General features: G+C 54.3%; 13 protein-coding genes. 6 read left to right on the top strand and 7 right to left on the bottom strand.

Annotated elements, in window-relative coordinates:
- Positions 1 to 446 precede the first annotated feature (446 nt).
- From GSQ86_RS21755 to GSQ86_RS21730, 6 genes are all read left to right on the top strand, one after another.
- The gene (locus GSQ86_RS21755) at positions 447 to 1,364 is read left to right on the top strand and encodes an IS110 family transposase (RefSeq protein ID WP_254062544.1); all 918 of its coding nucleotides are present in this window, start codon (positions 447 to 449) and stop codon (positions 1,362 to 1,364) included.
- A 1,066-nt stretch (positions 1,365 to 2,430) separates the two neighbouring features.
- The gene (locus GSQ86_RS21750) at positions 2,431 to 2,853 is read left to right on the top strand and encodes a hypothetical protein (RefSeq protein WP_158752249.1); all 423 of its coding nucleotides are present in this window, start codon (positions 2,431 to 2,433) and stop codon (positions 2,851 to 2,853) included.
- Between the two features lies 1 nt (position 2,854).
- Positions 2,855 to 6,214, top strand: a complete 3,360-nt coding sequence (locus GSQ86_RS21745) for a PSD1 and planctomycete cytochrome C domain-containing protein (RefSeq protein WP_158752248.1) — start codon at positions 2,855 to 2,857, stop codon at positions 6,212 to 6,214.
- A 7-nt stretch (positions 6,215 to 6,221) separates the two neighbouring features.
- Positions 6,222 to 7,811, top strand: a complete 1,590-nt coding sequence (locus GSQ86_RS21740) for a DUF1501 domain-containing protein (protein WP_216841250.1) — start codon at positions 6,222 to 6,224, stop codon at positions 7,809 to 7,811.
- 62 nt (positions 7,812 to 7,873) lie between these two features.
- Positions 7,874 to 9,298, top strand: coding sequence for a c-type cytochrome domain-containing protein (locus GSQ86_RS21735; RefSeq protein WP_158752247.1), 1,425 nt, complete (start codon positions 7,874 to 7,876; stop codon positions 9,296 to 9,298).
- Positions 9,299 to 9,311: 13 nt separating this feature from the next.
- Positions 9,312 to 10,373 (top strand): hypothetical protein, encoded by a 1,062-nt coding sequence (locus tag GSQ86_RS21730; RefSeq protein ID WP_158752246.1) that lies wholly within the window; start codon positions 9,312 to 9,314, stop codon positions 10,371 to 10,373.
- Positions 10,374 to 10,968: 595 nt separating this feature from the next.
- On the opposite strand, the gene GSQ86_RS21725 is transcribed toward GSQ86_RS21730, so the two are convergent.
- The 7 genes from GSQ86_RS21725 to GSQ86_RS21695 form a co-directional block, all read right to left on the bottom strand.
- Positions 10,969 to 11,199: a hypothetical protein gene (locus GSQ86_RS21725; protein WP_158752245.1), complete on the bottom strand. Its 231-nt coding sequence runs from the start codon at positions 11,197 to 11,199 to the stop codon at positions 10,969 to 10,971.
- Positions 11,163 to 11,336 carry an MgtC/SapB family protein gene (locus tag GSQ86_RS24045; protein WP_158752244.1) on the bottom strand — a complete coding sequence of 58 codons (174 nt, stop codon included), beginning with the start codon at positions 11,334 to 11,336 and terminating at the stop codon, positions 11,163 to 11,165. The genes GSQ86_RS21725 and GSQ86_RS24045 overlap by 37 nt, the downstream gene beginning before the upstream one ends.
- Before the next feature lie 86 nt (positions 11,337 to 11,422).
- Positions 11,423 to 14,584: an efflux RND transporter permease subunit gene (locus tag GSQ86_RS21715; RefSeq protein WP_158752243.1), complete on the bottom strand. Its 3,162-nt coding sequence runs from the start codon at positions 14,582 to 14,584 to the stop codon at positions 11,423 to 11,425.
- A 29-nt stretch (positions 14,585 to 14,613) separates the two neighbouring features.
- The gene (locus GSQ86_RS21710; protein WP_158752242.1) at positions 14,614 to 15,822 is read right to left on the bottom strand and encodes an efflux RND transporter periplasmic adaptor subunit; all 1,209 of its coding nucleotides are present in this window, start codon (positions 15,820 to 15,822) and stop codon (positions 14,614 to 14,616) included.
- A 22-nt stretch (positions 15,823 to 15,844) separates the two neighbouring features.
- Entirely contained in the window at positions 15,845 to 17,101 is a 1,257-nt protein-coding gene (locus GSQ86_RS21705; protein ID WP_254062543.1) for a TolC family protein, read from the bottom strand.
- 62 nt (positions 17,102 to 17,163) lie between these two features.
- Positions 17,164 to 17,517 (bottom strand): DUF190 domain-containing protein, encoded by a 354-nt coding sequence (locus GSQ86_RS21700; RefSeq protein WP_158752241.1) that lies wholly within the window; start codon positions 17,515 to 17,517, stop codon positions 17,164 to 17,166.
- 35 nt (positions 17,518 to 17,552) lie between these two features.
- On the bottom strand, positions 17,553 to 18,332 hold the full coding sequence (locus GSQ86_RS21695) for a hypothetical protein (RefSeq protein WP_158752240.1): 780 nt from the start codon (positions 18,330 to 18,332) through the stop codon (positions 17,553 to 17,555).
- Positions 18,333 to 18,374: the final 42 nt, after the last annotated feature.

The following is an 18,374-nucleotide window of genomic DNA, read 5'->3' as shown; positions in this document are numbered from 1 at the left end:
TCTGTATTGATTCGGAAGAAGCACTTCTACAGCTAATTGCAAACAACCATCGAGCTGCGATTGCAATTGATTGCAATAGCAATCATCGAGCAATGCGAATTCCGAGATTTCTTCACCTAGCGTACCTTGCTGTAATTGATGAGTCGCAAGACAGAAGTCTGAGCCCGCAACCTGGGAACGGCGTGCAGGACATCTCTAAACTTGCGGAAACATAAGCCGCCATGATGAGTCTAATCTGATCGTCGATGAGTGCATTGGCGATTTCGCGCCAATTGTCAATTGAATGCGAAGCGGGATAATCGAAGCCCGTACATCGATGCTCACTTGGATTAATGGGAGTCTCCCCGTTGAGTATCTTTGGCCAGGCACACCGCTTCTGACTCGCTTTGGGCCGTATTATCGCAGTGTGGCTACATACCGCCTCACTCGGCACAGGAAACCACATAGTGCCACTTTCCACTCTCGATCGGCCAAAGCTGGCTCGTATGCCTCTCCCTTACGCGCGATCGGGAGTAGGCAACGCAGCCACCGGCTGGACCCTGTATCGAGTGAAGACAGATCGACGCGATGCGGAAAAGCTGGCTCGTTGCTATCGATCCGAAGATCTAACGGCAGTGTGGGTTCCGGATGAAGGTTCCGAGGCATTGCGCGATCTGGTGCGAGCTCGCGAAGCAGTCAAGCAGGATCAGATGCGGGCACGACATCGGTTGAGCAAGTTTCTGTTGCGCTCAGGCCAGCGTCCGCCGTCCGGAGTGAGACCATGGACGCGCCCTCACCTCATCTGGGTCGCGCAGCTACGCTTCACACAGATCGCTCAGGAGTCCACGCGCGAACGGGTAGCGCGTCTGGAGCAGGCCATTACGGAGGCAGTCAAGCTGGCCTCGCCCGCACTACAGCAGGTCATCAACGATCTGCAAGCACTGCGCGGTATCGCAGATATCTCGGCTGTGACCATTGCTGCCGAGCTGGGCCAGGTATCCCGCTTCGACAGTGCCCGACAACTGATGGGCTATTGCGGAGTTGTGCCCAGCGAGGATTCCAGTGGTAGGCGAACGAGGCGTGGCAGCATCACCAAGACCGGCGACGCACACCTGCGACGAATCGTCGTCGAAGCCGCATGGAGCTATCGTCGTCCACCCTGTATCTGGTACGGATTGCGCAGACGACAGGAGAGCATCTCCCAAGAGGCGAAAGAGATTGCGTGGAAGGCACAACACCGGCTGCACAACCGGTATATGAAACTGGGTGCAGCCGGCAAGGACCAGAGGAAGATCGTCACGGCAGTTGCCCGTGAACTACTGGGCTTCATCTGGGCCATTGGATCAAAGGCTGAAATGGTCGCCAAGCAGCGCATCGCGGCATGACGACAGGAAAGACAAAAGCAAAAAACAATTCGATCAATGAATATCACCGTCAATTTCGAGCACAGAGCCGGCAGCAGCCAAAGCACGCACGAAGGAGAACCCTCGTTTGTCCTATGCGACAGGCTCAGCCGGATTCGCGATAACAGTCAGAGGCAGCTCCCGACGGATCATGATTATGCGGTTCCGACCCGCGAATATCAGACTGATCAATCGTCGCTCAACCTGCCCCGGCTGCTACTCGCTCTGTCCTCGAGAAAGAGAAAGAGCAACTACAAAGACACCCACAGACTTCGCAGAGTTGACACGGTCACTCCATATCAGGGCAATGCACTCATTGAGCTATTCAGATCGGTCTACGTCTTCACCAAGCGGCCGACAAACTGGCTTCTTGGAAAAGAGATCGCAACTAACTGATGCGCTGCGGATTTCTTCATGAGCTCATCCATCACTGATGGCATCATAGTGCTGGTGTCTGCCCTATTCAGTGGCGATCCATTTTGCGGAGCGGTTCATTCTATCGAATGGTCCAGAATCTTAGCGTCGGGGTCACACGACCAATACACGACCAATACACGACCATCGTACGGTCGAAACCATCCCAAATGGTCCTAAACCATCCTAAAAGGAGGAGGGCACAAGGCTAATCGTCTCAATGATATCCACTGATTCTAGACCACTTAATTCGCTTGCTAGGCGGCCCTGAAAAAGGCCGGCGTCGGCGGTTCGATCCCGTCTCTGGCCACCATTTAGAATCAACAACTTAAGAGATCTACATCACGAGCCTCCCATGGGGAGGCTTTCACGCCTTTTTAAATAAACATCCTTTTTCAATAACGGTTTCGATCGATGATCGCGTATTGGTCGTGCGTTACTTTCCTTATTACTAGCGATCCCCCGCAAGACCCATGTTAAAGACATACGGCACCATTAACCCACGACGCCAGCCTTCGCTGAACTGGTTAGCGTGTTGCGAATAGGTTGGAGTGAGTCGTTTCTTATTTCCTCGGTGTGACTTCAATTGCGGAAAAGAAGTTGCAGATATGGCAAAGCCTCTGGAATGCTACAGTTGCCTAACTTTTTTATTGAAGCAATTGTTCCCGACATTAGTTCACTAGATCTGATAAATATATTCTCCTGTTCATCACTCAGGTTGGCAGGATGGGATGCACCTGTTCATCAAACTTCATTGAACCTGGCGCTTGGCTCCCTTTCTTTCGACCGTCCGTTATCTGCAGTACAGCCTTACCAAACAGGTGCGGCCGCCCAAAGGATGGGAGCTCTTTCGCAAGCGACTTATCGATTTCTTTGGATAGGCGCTCATAACGGGCTCTATTACTTCGGCGGCGTTAAGGAGCCCGCTGAAGCACTTGAGAGCGTCCGTAGTAACAATGGCTGCCTTCGCTTCGAGCCTGCTGATGCGATGATGGGGCGGTCTTTTTACCCTTTCCAAGCGCGTACCGGAGACCACTTCAAGGAATATCAGCTGTAACATGAAGATCGTGGAACCTTCGCGACGGCGAGCGACGATCACCTCAGTAGCTACCCTGGTTGTCGCTATTGTTGCGATCGGCTTCGCAAGACACGCTCTACATAGCCGACAAATAGCTGCCTCCCACGTAGGCCAAGTCAACTTCAGTCGCGATATACGCCCCATCCTCAATCAGAATTGCGTAGGTTGCCATGGCGGAGTACGCCAGAAGGCTGGCGTCTCCTTCATCTTCCGGGACGAGGCTTTAGGGACTGGAAAGAGTGGACATCGCACCATCGTTCCGGGGAATCCCAATGGCTCCGAGCTCATGGTGCGGGTCCTCTCCCATGATTCCGAAGCACACATGCCCTATCACGGCCCCAGGTTGAGCGATCAGCAGATCGGGGTCCTGCGCCAGTGGATCAAGGAAGGCGCTCAGTTCGACGATTACTGGGCGTTTGTACCACCAAAACCACAACCTCTACCCGAAGTACAACGGAAGGGTTGGATTCGTCAGCCGCTGGACACTTTCGTTCTGGCCAGACTTGAAAAGGAGCATCTGTCACCTTCCCCGGAGGCAAGCAAGTCTGAGCTATTGCGTCGTGCTTCGCTCGACATTACCGGACTGCCGCCTACGCTGCAGGAAGAAGCTGCGTTTGCTGCGGACAACTCTTCCAATGGTTACGAGAAACAGGTCGATCGACTGCTCGCATCACCACGATATGGCGAACGCTGGGCCAGTATGTGGCTCGACCTCGCTCGCTACGCCGATTCGATGGGGTTTGAGAAAGATCTGTCACGTAACGTATGGCCGTATCGTGATTGGGTAGTCAACGCATTTAACAGCAACATGCCGTATGACCAGTTTTTGATTCGTCAGCTCGCCGGCGACCTGCTGCCAACCGCAACGATGAACGACCGCATTGCAACGACATTTCATCGCCTGACACCGAACAATGATGAAGGCGGAACGGACGATGAAGAATACCGCATGATTGCGGTGATGGATCGGATTGCGACGACCTGGCAGGTTACAAGCGGCGTCACGATGAATTGCGTACAGTGCCACTCGCATCCGTATGACCCTATCCGTCACACGGACTACTACAAATCGCTAGCCTTTTTTAACACGCAGCGGGATTCCGATCTGACAGAGGATACTCCCGTATTGTCCGTTCCCTTGGATCACACGCAGTATGGTGCAGCGGACAAACTGGAGGACGATGTGCGCTCTCTTGTGCATTCCATTGAATCTTCGGATCGCGCTATGGAGGCAGCATCCGCATGGAAACAACTCCCCATTGATAGCGCTAGTGCGGACGACCTTGTCATCCTGAAAGACAAGGTTCCGACGCTGGAGAAAGCTTTGGAGAGCGCGAAAAAAAACACGCGACTTCCTGCTGAGCAGAAAGCCGAGAGTATCGTCTCCGCGAAAAAAACTCTCGATGAGTCGCGCGCGCAGATGGCAGTTGCAGAAAAACGTAACGGACCGGCGAAGACGTTCACCCTGAAAAACGGTGAAGCCTTCGCAAAGCCGGAGACACCCGCACAGTCGATCTATCAGTTAGCCGGCAAATCTCCCTCGTCGCAGATTACCGCGCTGCGCATCCAGGTTCCTCCCATTGACGCGAAAAAGGCATCCCATACTCCCGAAGATGGCTTCATCGTCAATCGCCTTCAGGTGTTTGTCGTGACGGCGGAGGGACAGAAAAAACCTGTTCCCATGGCCTACTTCGCGCAGGATTCAGAAGATAATCTGATGGCTGCCGAACGAGAAGATGAGAAGCCACTTGCGGAAACAGAGAAGCCAGGAGCACGGGCAGCAGCAAAGGAAAATCCTTCCAACACCACCTCAGCAAAGGTTGTGCTGAAGCCCACTTCGGCATTGCGCTCAGATGAAGATTCGGCTGCGAAGACTCCCCAACACGACAAGAGAGTCGACAAAGCAACGCCGGTACCAGCGCCACCGATGAAGACCCCCTTCGCCGCTGCCCCGCGCACAATCCAGGAAGAGATTCCAAGTCCATTCGCAGCGCTTCCAAAGCTCTTTCAAGCCCGATGGATAATTGGGGTGCCTGCGGAACCTGTCACGATTGGGAAGGATGCTCACGTTGAAATAAACATCAAACAGGTTGGCGATATCGACAGTAAACCCGCCAAGATCATGCGGTTGCGTATCGATGTGAGTGACGATACAAAATGGACGCAGTCGATCGGCCAACACAAAGCCAACACCGATCACCTGTTCGCACTGGACAATCAACTTCACGACATCTTAACCGTGCCCGTTCCGGTTATGGTCGAACAACAGCCGTATGAGCGGCGCGCCACACTTGAATTTGAACGCGGCAACTTCCTGACCAAGGTTGGCCCTGACCTCGAGCCGGACGTTCCCGCAATCTTCCCGAAGTTTCCAAAGGGAGCGCCACGGAACCGCCTGACGCTGGCGAAGTGGTTCTTTCAGCCAGACCAGCCGCTGACTGCACGCGTCGCGGTAAATCGATACTGGGAAGAGTTATTTGGAACAGGGATCGTAGAAACACTGGAGAACTTTGGAAGCGTTGGAGAACTACCAAGCCATCCAGAGTTACTGGACTACCTGGCGCTGCACTTCCAGAACGATCTCCACTGGAACACGAAGGCGCTTATTCGTGAGATCGTCACAAGTGCAACCTATCGGCAAAGCGCAGTAGAGACCCCGCAACTGCTCGCACGTGACCCTAAGAACCGGCTGCTTGCGCGCGGCCCGCGCCAACGTCTTACGGCGGAGATGGTTCGCGATCAGGCGCTCTTGGCAAGCGGTCTCCTCGATACAACCGTCGGTGGTCCTCCGGTCATGCCGCCTCAACCAGCCGGCATTTGGAACTCTGTCTACAGCGGGGAAAAGTGGACCGATGCCACAGGCTCTAACCGCTATCGCCGCGCAATCTATACCTTCGTGAAGCGTACCTCCGGATATCCGAGCGCCCTGATCTTCGATGCTTCGGACCGCGATGTCATGCTTCCCCGCCGCATCCCGACAAACACTCCCCTGCAGGCTCTCGTTACCTTGAATGACCCTGTGTATCAAGAGGCATCCACCGCCCTCGCATTGCGTGTCATGAACATGCCACGGCCGCTGGCAGATAACCGAACGGGAGAGGATATCCTTACAGAACGGCTCCGCAACGCGACCGAACTCGTACTCTCTCGCTCGCCAACTGATCGAGAACTGGCATTGCTGCGTCAGGCTTATGAGCGCGCACTTCGCAACGAGGGTTCAGCCAAACTTGTACGAGCAAACTATCCGTCTTCCACTCACAGTATTCACAGTGCCGAGATAACCGGCTTAACGACTGTAGGTAATATTCTCTTCAACCTCGATGCAGCCCTTGTGAGGTGACATAACGATGCGTGAACACGATTACGATGATCCGAAGACCTACTGCGATCCACACATCGCCGAAGAGCCGGAACGAGCCGCGTTGACCGGGATGCTCCCGGCGGAGAAGTTCGCTTCTCTGCAGGCGCAGACACGTCGCCACTTTCTCCGCAACTTCACAGCAGGTGTCGGCACCATGTTCCTTGGAGCATCGCTGCCCGAATTATGTCGCTCCCTCCACGCCGCAGATCGCGGCATCGATGGAAATCTCCGCATCGATTTCGTACGCGACCCATCCAACCCTCTCTCTGTACTTCCTCCTCAGCTTGCACCGACGGCGAAACGCATCATCTATCTGCACATGGCAGGGGCTCCAAGCCAGCTAGAACTGTTTGATTACAAGCCAGATCTCGCCCATCTGGATGGAAAGGATTGTCCTCTGTCGTTCCTTGCCGGCAAACGTTTCGCGTTCATCACCGGTGTTCCTAAACTGCTCGGGCCGCAGTATCCGTTTCATCGTGCGGGGCAAAGCGGTCAGTGGATCTCTGACCGCTTGCCTCATCTCGAAAAGCATGTGGACGACTTGTGCTTCATCAAATCGATGAAGACGGATCAGTTCAATCACGCTCCAGCCCAGCTGCTGGTACAAACAGGCAATGCACGCCTGGGCTATGCATCCATCGGGTCATGGGTGACGTACGGTTTGGGAACAGAGAACCAGAACCTGCCTGGTTTTATCGTTCTCATCTCCGGCGGCAACATGCCGGACGGCGGCAAGCAACTGTGGGGCTCCGGTTTTCTGCCCAGTGTCTATCAGGGCGTGCAGTGCCAGTCCCACGGTGATCCCGTGCTCTATTTGAAGAATCCCGAAGGAGTCTCTCGACAGGCTCGGCGCAGCATGCTCGACGTTGTGGATGAGATCAATCGGCAAGAACACAAGGAGTTCGGCGATCCTGAGACCGTAAGCCGTATCGCCCAATACGAGATGGCCTTCCGCATGCAAATAGAAGCAACCGACACGATGGATATCCATAAAGAGTCCGCCGCCACGCTTGCGGCCTATGGAGCCAAGCCGGGTGAGGCGAGCTTCGCAAATAACTGCCTGGTAGCGCGTCGACTTGCGGAGCGTGGCGTACGCTTCATTCAGCTTTACCACTGGGGTTGGGACTCGCACGGAGCAGCTGCAAAGGAAGCTCTTAATCTCGGCTTTCAGGATCGCTGCCGCGAAACGGATCAACCCATCGGTGCTCTGCTTGACGACTTGAAACAGCGCGGCATGCTGGAGGACACTCTGGTTGTATGGGGAGGAGAGTTTGGCCGCACGTCGATGAAAGAGAACCGCAATGGCGGCTCACCGTTTGTGGGACGCGATCATAACCCCGGAGCCTTCACCATCTGGATGGCGGGTGGCGGCGTAAAGTCTGGATACACTCACGGCGAAACCGACGCGATGGGTTATGAGATCGTGAAAGACCCGGTAGAGGTGCGCGATCTGCACGCCACCATGCTTTATGCCCTGGGATTCGATCACCGCAAACTCAACTATCCCTATCAGGGACTGGAACAGAAACTAACCACGGTGAATCCCGCACGCGTCGTCGGCGAGGTGCTTGCGTAAGAAGGATGGAATTCTCACTACGTCAACTGATCTCCGCCCGCAGACATAGACTGATCATACTTGTGCCCATACTGGCACTCGCCTTTCTTTTTCTGGCTTCTCCTCCTGACGGTCAGGAGCGTTCCCCGTGGCTGCTATTCGCGGGAAAATTTCATCTGCTGACAATTCATTTCCCTATTGCGCTTCTGTATCTGGTTCCACTACTGGAGCTGGTTGGAAGGCATAAACGCTTTCCCCATCTAAGAGCTTCGGTCGAGTTCATGCTGATGCTCGGCCTCCTGGCAAGCCTGTTTGCAGCTTCGCTCGGATGGGCGCTTGCCCGCAATGGGGGATACTCCGGACGCATCGTCACACAACACATGTGGGGAGGGCTGCTCACTGCGTTGGCATGTTGGTTGTGTTGGATACTTCGTGATCATGCAGCATCGCGACGCGGCAATATCGTCTACTGGGCGGCGCTCGCAACCACGGTGGCATTAGTTTCCTGGACAGGTTATCGCGGCGGTCAACTTACGCAAGGCGAGAATCACCTGACAGATGGAATGCCCGCTGCTCTGCAAACCTTACTCGGCATAAGTACCGACGACAGTAATGCCACGGGCGCAACAACCACCGTTGCAGTTGTCGCTCGCAACACATTCTATGGCGCACACGTTGAACCAATCTTTGCGAAGAACTGCTATTCCTGCCATGGCCGCAACAAGCAGCGAGGAAAGTTACGTCTGGATAGCTACAAAGCAATCCTGCGGGGTGGCAAGCACGGCGCCGTCATTAAAGCCGGCAATATAGCCGGCAGCGAGCTATTTCATCGCATCAATCTCCCGCAGACAGACGACAACGCCATGCCGCCTTCGGACAAACAGCGACTCACCCCAGACGAGATCAAAACAATCGAAGCATGGATCGAAGCTGGAGCGAGTGAGACTTCTCCACTGAATGCAGTTCAGGGCGCACCCACCAACGTTGCAGCCGCGCTCAAAGAAATTGAACTACCGGAGTACGATCCTTCCATTGCGGATAAGTCCCGCTCCACGCACGCTGCAGATGTAGCTGCCCTTCAGAAGCGCTATCCGGATCTCCTGCAATATGAGTCTCGAACCTCCGCAATGCTCAGCTTGAATGCCTCACTTGCCGGTGAAAAGTTTGGGGATCGCGACCTCGCATCTTTCAAACCAGTTCTTGAACAGATCAGGACTGCCGACTTCTCTGGCACCTCCATCAGCGATCACTCCAGTGATCTCATTGCCAGCATGAAAAATCTTCGCCTTCTTCGGCTTTCACACACTCGCGTCACAGACGATGGAGTCAAGCGATTGCATGACCTCGCGTACTTGCAATCCATCAATCTACTGGGAACGCAGGTTACATCTGCAATGCTTGGGACGATCGCCTCCATGCCGAAGATGGAACATCTTTATGTTGCAAACACAAGGATCACGCCGGCGTCAGCGAATACTCCGACACTGAAACAGAAACTCATCTTCTAATAGGGAGCAACTCATGTCGAAACCATCTGAATCCGTGACACGTCGCAGATTTCTTACCTCCTGCGGCGGGACGGTGGCCATTGCTTCGCTCGCTTCGGATGAAATGTTGCATGCAGAACAGTCACACGCGACAGATGAGAAGACGTTCGTGACCGGAAATGGGCAGTGGCGCTACAAGAAGGACGACGCATTCGGCCATCTTCCGGCCGGCGAGCAGTTCGGAGGCACACATGGCGCCATAGTAACGGACAAGGGCGGCAACGTCTATGTAAGCACTCAAAGCACCACCGGCATCATTGTCTACAACCGTCAGGGACTATTTCTAAAGACGGTAGCACATCAGTTTCCTGAGGTGCATTCGATGTGGCTTACCGAAGAAGGCGGCACAGAATACATCTACGCAACCGTACAGAAAGGTACGCCTGACGAAAACTGGCTCTTTGTAAAAATGAAGACTGATGGCACTCCTGTTCTGAAAATCAAGGCCCCGGCGGAAGCAGGATTCAACCAGCCAAATGCCTGGCGCATCACGTCGGCTCTTTCAGCACCCGATGGTGATATCTGGATCGCGAATGGCTATGGTGATTCGCGCCTGTTCCGCTTCGATGGAAAAGGCGACTTCAAAAAAGCCTACGCAGGTAAAGGCACCGAGGACGGAAAGTTCCAATGCAATCACGGAATTGCGATCGACACGCGCTACGACCAGCCGCTAATGTACGTCTGCGACCGCGAAAATCGCCGTATGGTGCACATGGACTTCGATGGCAACTTCGTTCGCACAACAACCTCGCACCTGCGCCGCCCCTGTCAGGTAGGTTTCCACGGGGATTACGTTGTCATCTCAGAACTCGAAGGCCGAGTTGTCATTCTCGACAAAGACAATGTTCCAGTCGCCTTCCTCGGTGACAATCCTGACCAGACTCAATGGGCAAAGTATGATCTGCCGCCTCAGAACATTTCTTTCGCATCATTCAGCGCATCCCACGGTTGCCATGTGAACTCAGCAGGCAGCATCTACATCTCCGACTGGAATAAGACGGGACGGGTCACCAAGCTGGACCGATTAAGCTTTTAGAAGAAATCTCGCTTATACCATCCAATCCCTGCGTGAAGAAGGCTGATAAGCCGATAATGCTCTCGCCTGCCAGAAAGCCCCCTGGCACGATACTCTCCCTTGTAGCGAATCGCCTCGGGAGCTTCGTCAGTCGTTTGAGATCCTTGCGATGTTTGTGCCTTTTGCACCAGAAGCGGTGCTCGAGTACGAATCTCAGATACAGCGCCTTCGAGGTGGCGACAGCGTCGGTGTTTTGCTGCTGATTGCTGCCTGAGAGAGTCTGGTGTTGCTATAATTCAACACCGCATCCGACAACTGCTGCTTGAGTGTGTTGATTTACGACTGTTGTAAGTTGATCTGCGATTGTTGCGATTCAATTTTCTGTCGCAACTCCTCCATCTCAGATTCGAGGGACGGTATTTCCCACATTTGTTTGGCATCGTCGCTTGTCTTTGCTCCATCGGCGGAACGAGTGGTGGTCGGTGCCATTTTTACTGCCGCAGGCTTCGTGGGGATTGAACAGGCCCCCAGGGATCAAGATGTCCATTGGGAAGAAGTGGCCAGATTACGAAACCGAAGAGGCCGAGAACAAGCGCGCTCCGAATTTCCTGCGGGTTCACTCCTCCGGCGAATGCGCGGAACGGGCCTTTAGAGATAAAAGCCAGGTCACGGCAATTCCGGATGCCGTCGCAGTGAAGACATGTCCGCTTCCGCTAAGCGCACCGAGAACGAATGTGACAATGAGAGCCAGCGATGTAGTGCCCTCGACAGAGCGCGAGGCCAAAATGTCGCGAACGCTGAGCACCACCGCTAACGCGATGATGCCTCCCAGACCGACAAGCACCATCGGTGCTGAGATGAGCGCCGGAGTGCGCCGAGTAAAGCAGCGAAACTAAAGGTGCGTACCCCGAAGTCTTTGTTCGACCACTGTCTTTCGAAACCGATTATTAAGCCAATCGCGAGCGCTATTGATAGCTTGATCACGGTAATAACGGGAGGGAACGCGGCAGCCCAGTATGAAGTGCGTCCGTCAATGAGTGCATCGCTCCTCTCCTTTGGTCAGTCGGTAACTACTCGGCGGGCCTGTTTCGATAAGCCAGGTAGAAACCGGCCGGGACCAGGAAGATCGTCAACAAGACCGAGAGAGTGAGACCGCCGATGAGGGCCTGGGCCAATGGCGCATAGGACTCGCTTCCTTCGCCGAGCTTTAACGCCATCGGAAGCAAGCCGATTACCGTCGCCAGGGATGTCATCAGGATCGGTCGCAAACGTACGCGGCAGGAAGTGATGATTGCTTCCTTAACCGACATGCCTTCCTTCAGCAGATGATGAGCAAACTCCACAATGAGAATGCTGTTCGACAATGAGATTCCGGCCAGCATGACGACTCCCATTAGCGACATCACATTGAGCGTTGTACCCCAGAGGAGCAGAGCCGCGATGACGCCAGTAATTCCGGGGGGTAAAGCAAGCAGAATGATGAACGGATCGATGAACGATCTGAACTGAGCAACCAGGATCAGATACAGCAGGAGTACGGATAACGTGAGGCCGATGGCAAAGCTGTGGAAAGAGGCGTTCATCGATGAGACGCTTCCGGTGAGAGTCACATCGATTCCGTATGGAGGCTGTGCAGAGTCGACGATAGCCTGAATCTTTTTATCGATCCGTCCGAGATCTTCTGTTTGCGGACGAACATAAATATCCATGACGCGTCGAATCTGAGTGTGGTCCATCTCGGTTGGTGCATTGAATCGTTCGATATGGGCCACCATATCGAGTCGGGTCGGCTGCGTCACATTTTTGCCATGCAAGGGGATTGCGCGGAGGTCGTCGAGTGACTTCACCTGACCTTCCCTGTACATCACAGTTAGAAAGTAATTGTTGCCGCTGTTCGGATCGATCCAGATGCTTGGAGCAATCATCTGGTTGGAGGTAAGCGCTGTAATGAGGTTTGATACCACCTCCTTTTCGGTCAGTCCAAGTTCGCTGGCACGCGTGCGGTCGATAGCGATGCGCAGGGATGGATAGTCAATATCCTGCGGAATGTAGACGTCCGCTACACCGCTAACTGCGCGAATACGGGTAGCAATCTGCTGTGCAACACTGTAATCGGCCTTGACGTCATTTCCGGTGACGCGAACATCGATCGGTGCGGGTGCTCCCATATTGAGAACGCCATCCACGAGACTGCCCGATGAATAAAATGTTTGCAGCTCCGGCATCTCGCGAGCTACAGTCCGCTTGACTTCATCAATGTACCTAAAGCTGCTGACTTTGTGGTCTGGTGTGAGTGCCACCTGAGTGAAGCCGGTATGCATGGCAGAATTCGATGAGAACAGCGCGGAGAAGCCGGGATCAACTCCGATGTTCGTGACTGTCATGCCCATATCGTGTTTCGAGACGATCTGGCGCACGATGCCTTCCAGTCTTGCAGCTTCGTCTTCGGTTGCGTCGAGTTTTGTGCCGGAGGGCGCCTTGAAGTTGATGACAAACTGACCAGCATCGGTGCGCGGAAAAAATGACAGTCCTAACAGGGGAAAAAGCAGCAGACTCGCACAGAAAAAGATGGCAAAGATCGCAAGCGTTGCTCGTGGAGCATCAAGGACTTTCGCTACCAGGACATCGTAGCGATGGAGCATAGATTCGAAGCCCGCGGTGAATCTTGCATTGAATCGAGCCCATAAGCTTGATGTATGCGCGGTCGACGATGGGGCGATGGAGTGCTCTTCTTCTGCTGATTCTTGAATGACATCTCCGTGTGCGTTTTTGATAAATCTTGCACAGAAGAGGGGCACAACCGTGAGTGCCACAAAATAGGACGCGAACAGTGAAATTACAACGGCGAGTGCCAAAGCCGAGAAGAGAAACCTGCTAACGCCGTAGAGCATTGTTACAGGGAAGAAAACGACTACTGTGGTCAGCGTTCCTGCGAGAACAGGAAGCGCCACTTCTTTGCCACCCTTTTCCGCAGCCACAACCGCGGACTCCCCGCCTTCGAGATGACGGAAGATATTTTCGAGCACGACAACCGAGTTATCGATGAGGCGCGAAAGTGCCAGAGCCAGACCGCCCAGCACCATGCTGTTCACCGAACTCCCCGTAAGTTTCAACACAAAGAAAGTGGCAAACAGAGACAGCGGAATCGAAAAGAAAACGGCTACAGTTGCGCGCACGCTGCCGAGAAAGATGAGAATCATCAGGCAGGTAAGAAACAGGCCCACTCCACCCTCGTGGAGTAATGTCTCGATAGCGGTTTTTACAAACCGCGATTGGTCAAAAACCACTTTGCTCTTAAGAGTTGCCGGTACATCGAAGAGCTTTTTCAATGTCGCCTGAACGCCGTTTACGATGGCAATCGTATTTGAGTCACTGCCCGCTTTAAAGATAGGCAGGTACACGGCACGCTGGCCGTTCACGCGCACGATGTTGTATTGCAGGCCAAACGAATCCTGCGGAGTGGCTACATCTCCGACCCGAACCGGCGACTGACCCACCATTTTGAGCGGGACCTGTGCGATATCCGAAGCTCCCTTCAACATGGAGTTTGTGTAGATGTCGTAGTCATAACGCCCGATCTGTACATCGCCGGCGGGAAGAATGACATTGGCATCATTCACCGAACGCACGACATCCATTGGGCTGAGTTGATTAGCCTCCAGCTTGTAGGGATCGGCGTAGAGCATGATCTGACGCCAGCGGCCGCCGAAGGGCTGAGGGACCGAAGCGCCGGGAACGCTTGCAAGCTGATTGCGCACAAAATTTTGCCCAATATCTTTCAGTTTGCTCTCGTTCAACCCGGAGCCGCTCAAGGGTACCAAAGCAACAGGAATACTGGAGGCGTCCTGCTTCAAGACGATCGGGGGATACGTGCCGGGAGGCATATCGCGCAGATCGCTCATCGCGAGCGAAGAAATCGTCGAAGCATCTGCGTCTGGATCAGTGCCAGAACGAAAATATACTTTGATGAGACTGACGCCTGGCAGCGACCGAGATTCCATGTGGTCAATTCCAGCAGCCAGAGTGAACTGTCGCTCAAGGTGATAAGTGATATTGGTTTCGATCTGCTGAGGCGGCATGCCAGAGTAGAAGGTAGCCACTGCAACCACTGGCAGGTTAATCGGCGGAAACATGTCCACCGGCATGTCAGAGACACTGACTACACCCAGAATCATGATGACCAGGCACAATACAACAATTAGATATGGATTGCGGATGGAGAATCCCGACATGCTGCTCGTTTGTCCTCTCTTAACGCGTTCTAGCTGTGGCTGGCGCTCGATTCGTACATCGCCGGCACCGCCTCAACCTTCTCGCCATCGGACAATCCAGTGTGTCGCCCGACAATGACTTTGTCTCCACTTTTGAGGCCGTCAAGAATCTCGACCCGTGTTGACGTTTGTAAACCTGTTTTCACATTCGTGAGTTGAACCATGCCGTCGCGGACGATATAAACCTGTTGCACGCTCGTGCCGAGTCCATCTACTGCATCAATCGGAACACTCAGAACGTTCGGTCTCGCTGCTAAGTGCAAATGCACTTCTGCATACATACCCGGCACAAGCGAGCCATCGGGATTGGGTACGTCAACTTCTGTATCCATCGTGCGTGTGGCCATCTGTACGGAGTCGGCGTAGCGTGTAACCGTGCCGCGGAGCGTGCGGCCGATGCTGACGACATTTACATCCACAGATTGCCCATCCCTAATGCTGGCGACCTCGCTCACAGGAACAGGAAGAATCAGTCGCAGAAGATCATTCTGGGCAAGTCGAACCACGGGCATGGCCTGCGTCTGCGACGAGATACCCGCCTGGATCATCGAGCCTGTGTTGGCATAACGTTTAGTGATCACGCCGGTAAACGGAGCACGAATTGTCGCGTATTGCATCATGGCAATCGCGCGGGAGTATTCCGATTCCGCCTCGATCTTACTTTCCTGAGCGGATCGCAAGGCAGAGGTTGCACTTGCAAGCTGAGCCGCTGCCTCGAGATCATGCGATTGGGCGACGTCGATCTCCTGCTTTGGCACAAGGCCACGGTCACGCGTAGCGACATCCTGGATGCGCTTGAATGAGAGCGAAGCGATGTTCGCACCTGCATGTGCGCGTTCGATCGCTGCCTGCGCCGTAACAATGTTTGCCTCGGCTCCAGAGACTCCAGCCTTTGCTTTGGCTACGTCATCCTGAATCTCTGGAACCTCCAGCGTTGCCAGGATGGCATCGCGCTGCACGTGGTCGCCAATATCGACACCTATTTTCTTTACATAACCGGCGATCTTGGCCATCACATCCACTTCCTGATAGGGACGGAATTCTGCCGTCAGCACAAGGTCGTTTTCGAGACTTGCAAGCCCGACAGTTGCCACGGGAACGGTGGGGACAACGTCTGCCTGTTGGGTATTCGATCTGCACGAAGTGAGAAGACCGGTTACTGCCGCAGCTATCAGGACCTGCGTGGTAGCTTGTCTCATGCTTGCCATCTGTAGATGCCTTTCAGTTCAAGAGTCCTGTTGCGAAGTCGAGTTGTGCGCTGCGCGTCAGATAGGTATAGGTCGCGTCCGCGGCCGTGATTTCGGCTGAGGTCTCATTCAACTGCGCCTCATTCAGCTCGACGATGCTTCCCAGCCCGGCTTCGTAACGATCCTGAGCCAGGCGGAGAGCCTCCTTGCTTTCAGCCAGGAGACGGCTGGTCACATCGATGCTTTTGTAGGCTTCATCGGCGCTATACCACGAATCACGCACCTGCTCACCCACTTCGAGCTTCAACTGCTGTACGTCGTGTGCCCGAGCGCCCGCTTCCTGCTCCGCTTCGTTTCGACGTGCAGCAAAGCGACCCCCGTTGAAAACAGGAATGCTGAGATTGAAACCCGCAGCAGCGTAGTCATCATGCAAGGTGTGGTCGTGATACGGAATCTGACCCGCTGATGCAAGTACATTCAGTGTGGGGTAGCTAAGACGCTTCTCTGACAGCGCGAATTCACTCGCCGCATGCTGCTGTGCTTGTGCCGCATTCAGATCGGCACGCTGAGATTGCGCTTCTTTGAGAAGATCGTCAGGGGTCAAAGACAAAGATTCATTTTGAGGGAGAGCCACGTCACTCAGCGCAGCTGTTACAGGTTGCTGCAACCCCATCGCAGTGGCAAGCTGGGCCCTCTGCCTGGCTACGGCACTTTGCGCTCGTACTACAGCAAGCTCTGCTTCGCTCTCCAGGACTTTCGCAAAATTCACGTCGAGCGTTGATTTGAGCTCGCTCTGCGCGAGAGCCGATATCTGCCGGGAAATGAGCTGCCGATTGGCTTGGGCAGCCAGTGCCGCGCGCAGTACTGCCTCCGCTCCAAGCACCTGATAGTATGCCTCGCGCACATTCAGCCGGACCTGTGCGTGAGTCAGCGTTGCCAGATCATTTTGTGCCTCGGCAGTGGATCGAGCGCTTCCCACTAACGCGCTTGTGCGGCCAAAGTCCGTAATGAGCTGCGTCAGGTTTCCACCATAAGCAAAGCGATCCGAGACGGATGAAGTTGTGATATTCCCTGCAGCCGTGGAGGTGCCCGTATCCGCTACCTGAACTCCGGTCGCGTTGAATTGAATCGTCGGGAAAAAGCTTGATTTTGTTTCGCGAATTCTCTCTTGGGATGCCTGACTCCGTAGCTGTGCTGCGAGCATGCGCGGCTGATTCGTTAGTGCAGTCGCTTCCGCTTGTGCCAGAGTGAGCGTTTGCAACGAGGCCGGTGCGGGCGCCACCTGTGCCATAAAGCGCTCCGGGAAAAGCCAGCATGTAAAAAGCATGCAGACACAAAAAGAAAGGGCCTTCATCAGGAAATTACCTTCGCGTAGGACGAGACATTCTTCAGAATCGTTGTGGGATGAGCCTCAACTAGTCCGTCAGTGATCATCGACAGCAATTCGTCACGGATTTCATCGATCTTCTGCTGCCGCTCGATGAAATAAATGACAACCGGAAGATGGAGACCCGCTACGTCACCAGCGCCGGTTGTGTGAGGCTGTCGATGCGCTCCAAATCCAGCGTGCGCCTGGAGCATGGTCGCGCCTTGGATACCACTCCTGCGCAGGAACGCGAAGATATCGTCAACGAGAAAACCCTCTTTTGCTCCGGTATCTCGATTCAGATGGATCGTAACCTTGACGGCCGGTCCATTTTCCAACATGAAATATGTCTCCAGTGGTGGATTCGGCAGGCCGACTACCGCAAGGCAGCATTCTGCTGGGACGGTAGTATCTCCAGAAGCGCTGTGCTGTCCTTCCATACCTTTGGAGATACATGGGTCGACACCAGCGTCAGGATTGATGGCTGAGTCTGCGAACCCATTTCCGCTGCGGACACGCGGTTGAATCCATATAAGCCACATGCGGAAGCCGAATAGATTCCCATCGATACTTCGACGTCGCTGCTATCGCATGCGCCGCTCGCAATGAGGTGTGCGTATACTCCGCCATGTTTGTTGTAACCGACAACGTCGCCATCGCTGTTCACAACTTCCGATGCGCGCGGCGTAACCTGATCGCCGCCAATCTGTGTCGTGGTTCCCTGCGAATCGATATCCGTGGCCAACTTCATATGTGCCTGCTCACTTGTTATGGGATCGGCCATCGCCCGGACCATGGCGTTCAGCGGAAGGACACTTTCCCCGACCTGAACTGAATCAAACTTGAGCGTGAGTGTCGAGGCTCTCTGGTGAGCGTACGGCGTTTTGTCGTATGCGAAACCATTCGCTGCGACGACATGGCCAGTGATTTTTGCCCCAGATGGAATAAGCGCGCCGTTTGACAAGTGCACAACCTGGCTTGTCTTCGCGGTGACCATATCCCCTGCGTGCGTTTGATCCGCGGCAATAGTCTTTGTGAAGACGATTGGCAGAGTTGTCGGTGCATCGAGTTCAGCAGGAGTGGCTGTATTTTTTCCGCTCTGGGCAATCGCGACACTCGAAGACAAGAGCAAACCGATAAGAATGGTTCGATTCAATGTAAGGCTCCTCCAAACACCAGGGGAAGGCTGGTTAACCTC

Origin of the sequence: Acidobacterium sp. S8, assembly GCF_009765985.1 — a bacterium.
Taxonomy (GTDB): domain Bacteria; phylum Acidobacteriota; class Terriglobia; order Terriglobales; family Acidobacteriaceae; genus Alloacidobacterium.
This window is presented reverse-complemented; position numbering and strand designations above follow the sequence as displayed.

Coding starts and splice junctions, on each gene's coding strand:
- GSQ86_RS21745 (WP_158752248.1), top strand. CDS start 2,855: ATGAAGATCGTGGAACCTTCGCGACGGCGAGCGACGATCACCTCAGTA.
- GSQ86_RS21740 (WP_216841250.1), top strand. CDS start 6,222: ATGCGTGAACACGATTACGATGATCCGAAGACCTACTGCGATCCACAC.
- GSQ86_RS21730 (WP_158752246.1), top strand. CDS start 9,312: ATGTCGAAACCATCTGAATCCGTGACACGTCGCAGATTTCTTACCTCC.
- GSQ86_RS21725 (WP_158752245.1), bottom strand. CDS start 11,199: ATGGTGCTTGTCGGTCTGGGAGGCATCATCGCGTTAGCGGTGGTGCTC.
- GSQ86_RS21715 (WP_158752243.1), bottom strand. CDS start 14,584: ATGTCGGGATTCTCCATCCGCAATCCATATCTAATTGTTGTATTGTGC.
- GSQ86_RS21710 (WP_158752242.1), bottom strand. CDS start 15,822: ATGAGACAAGCTACCACGCAGGTCCTGATAGCTGCGGCAGTAACCGGT.
- GSQ86_RS21705 (WP_254062543.1), bottom strand. CDS start 17,101: ATGGCACAGGTGGCGCCCGCACCGGCCTCGTTGCAAACGCTCACTCTG.
- GSQ86_RS21700 (WP_158752241.1), bottom strand. CDS start 17,517: ATGTTGGAAAATGGACCGGCCGTCAAGGTTACGATCCATCTGAATCGA.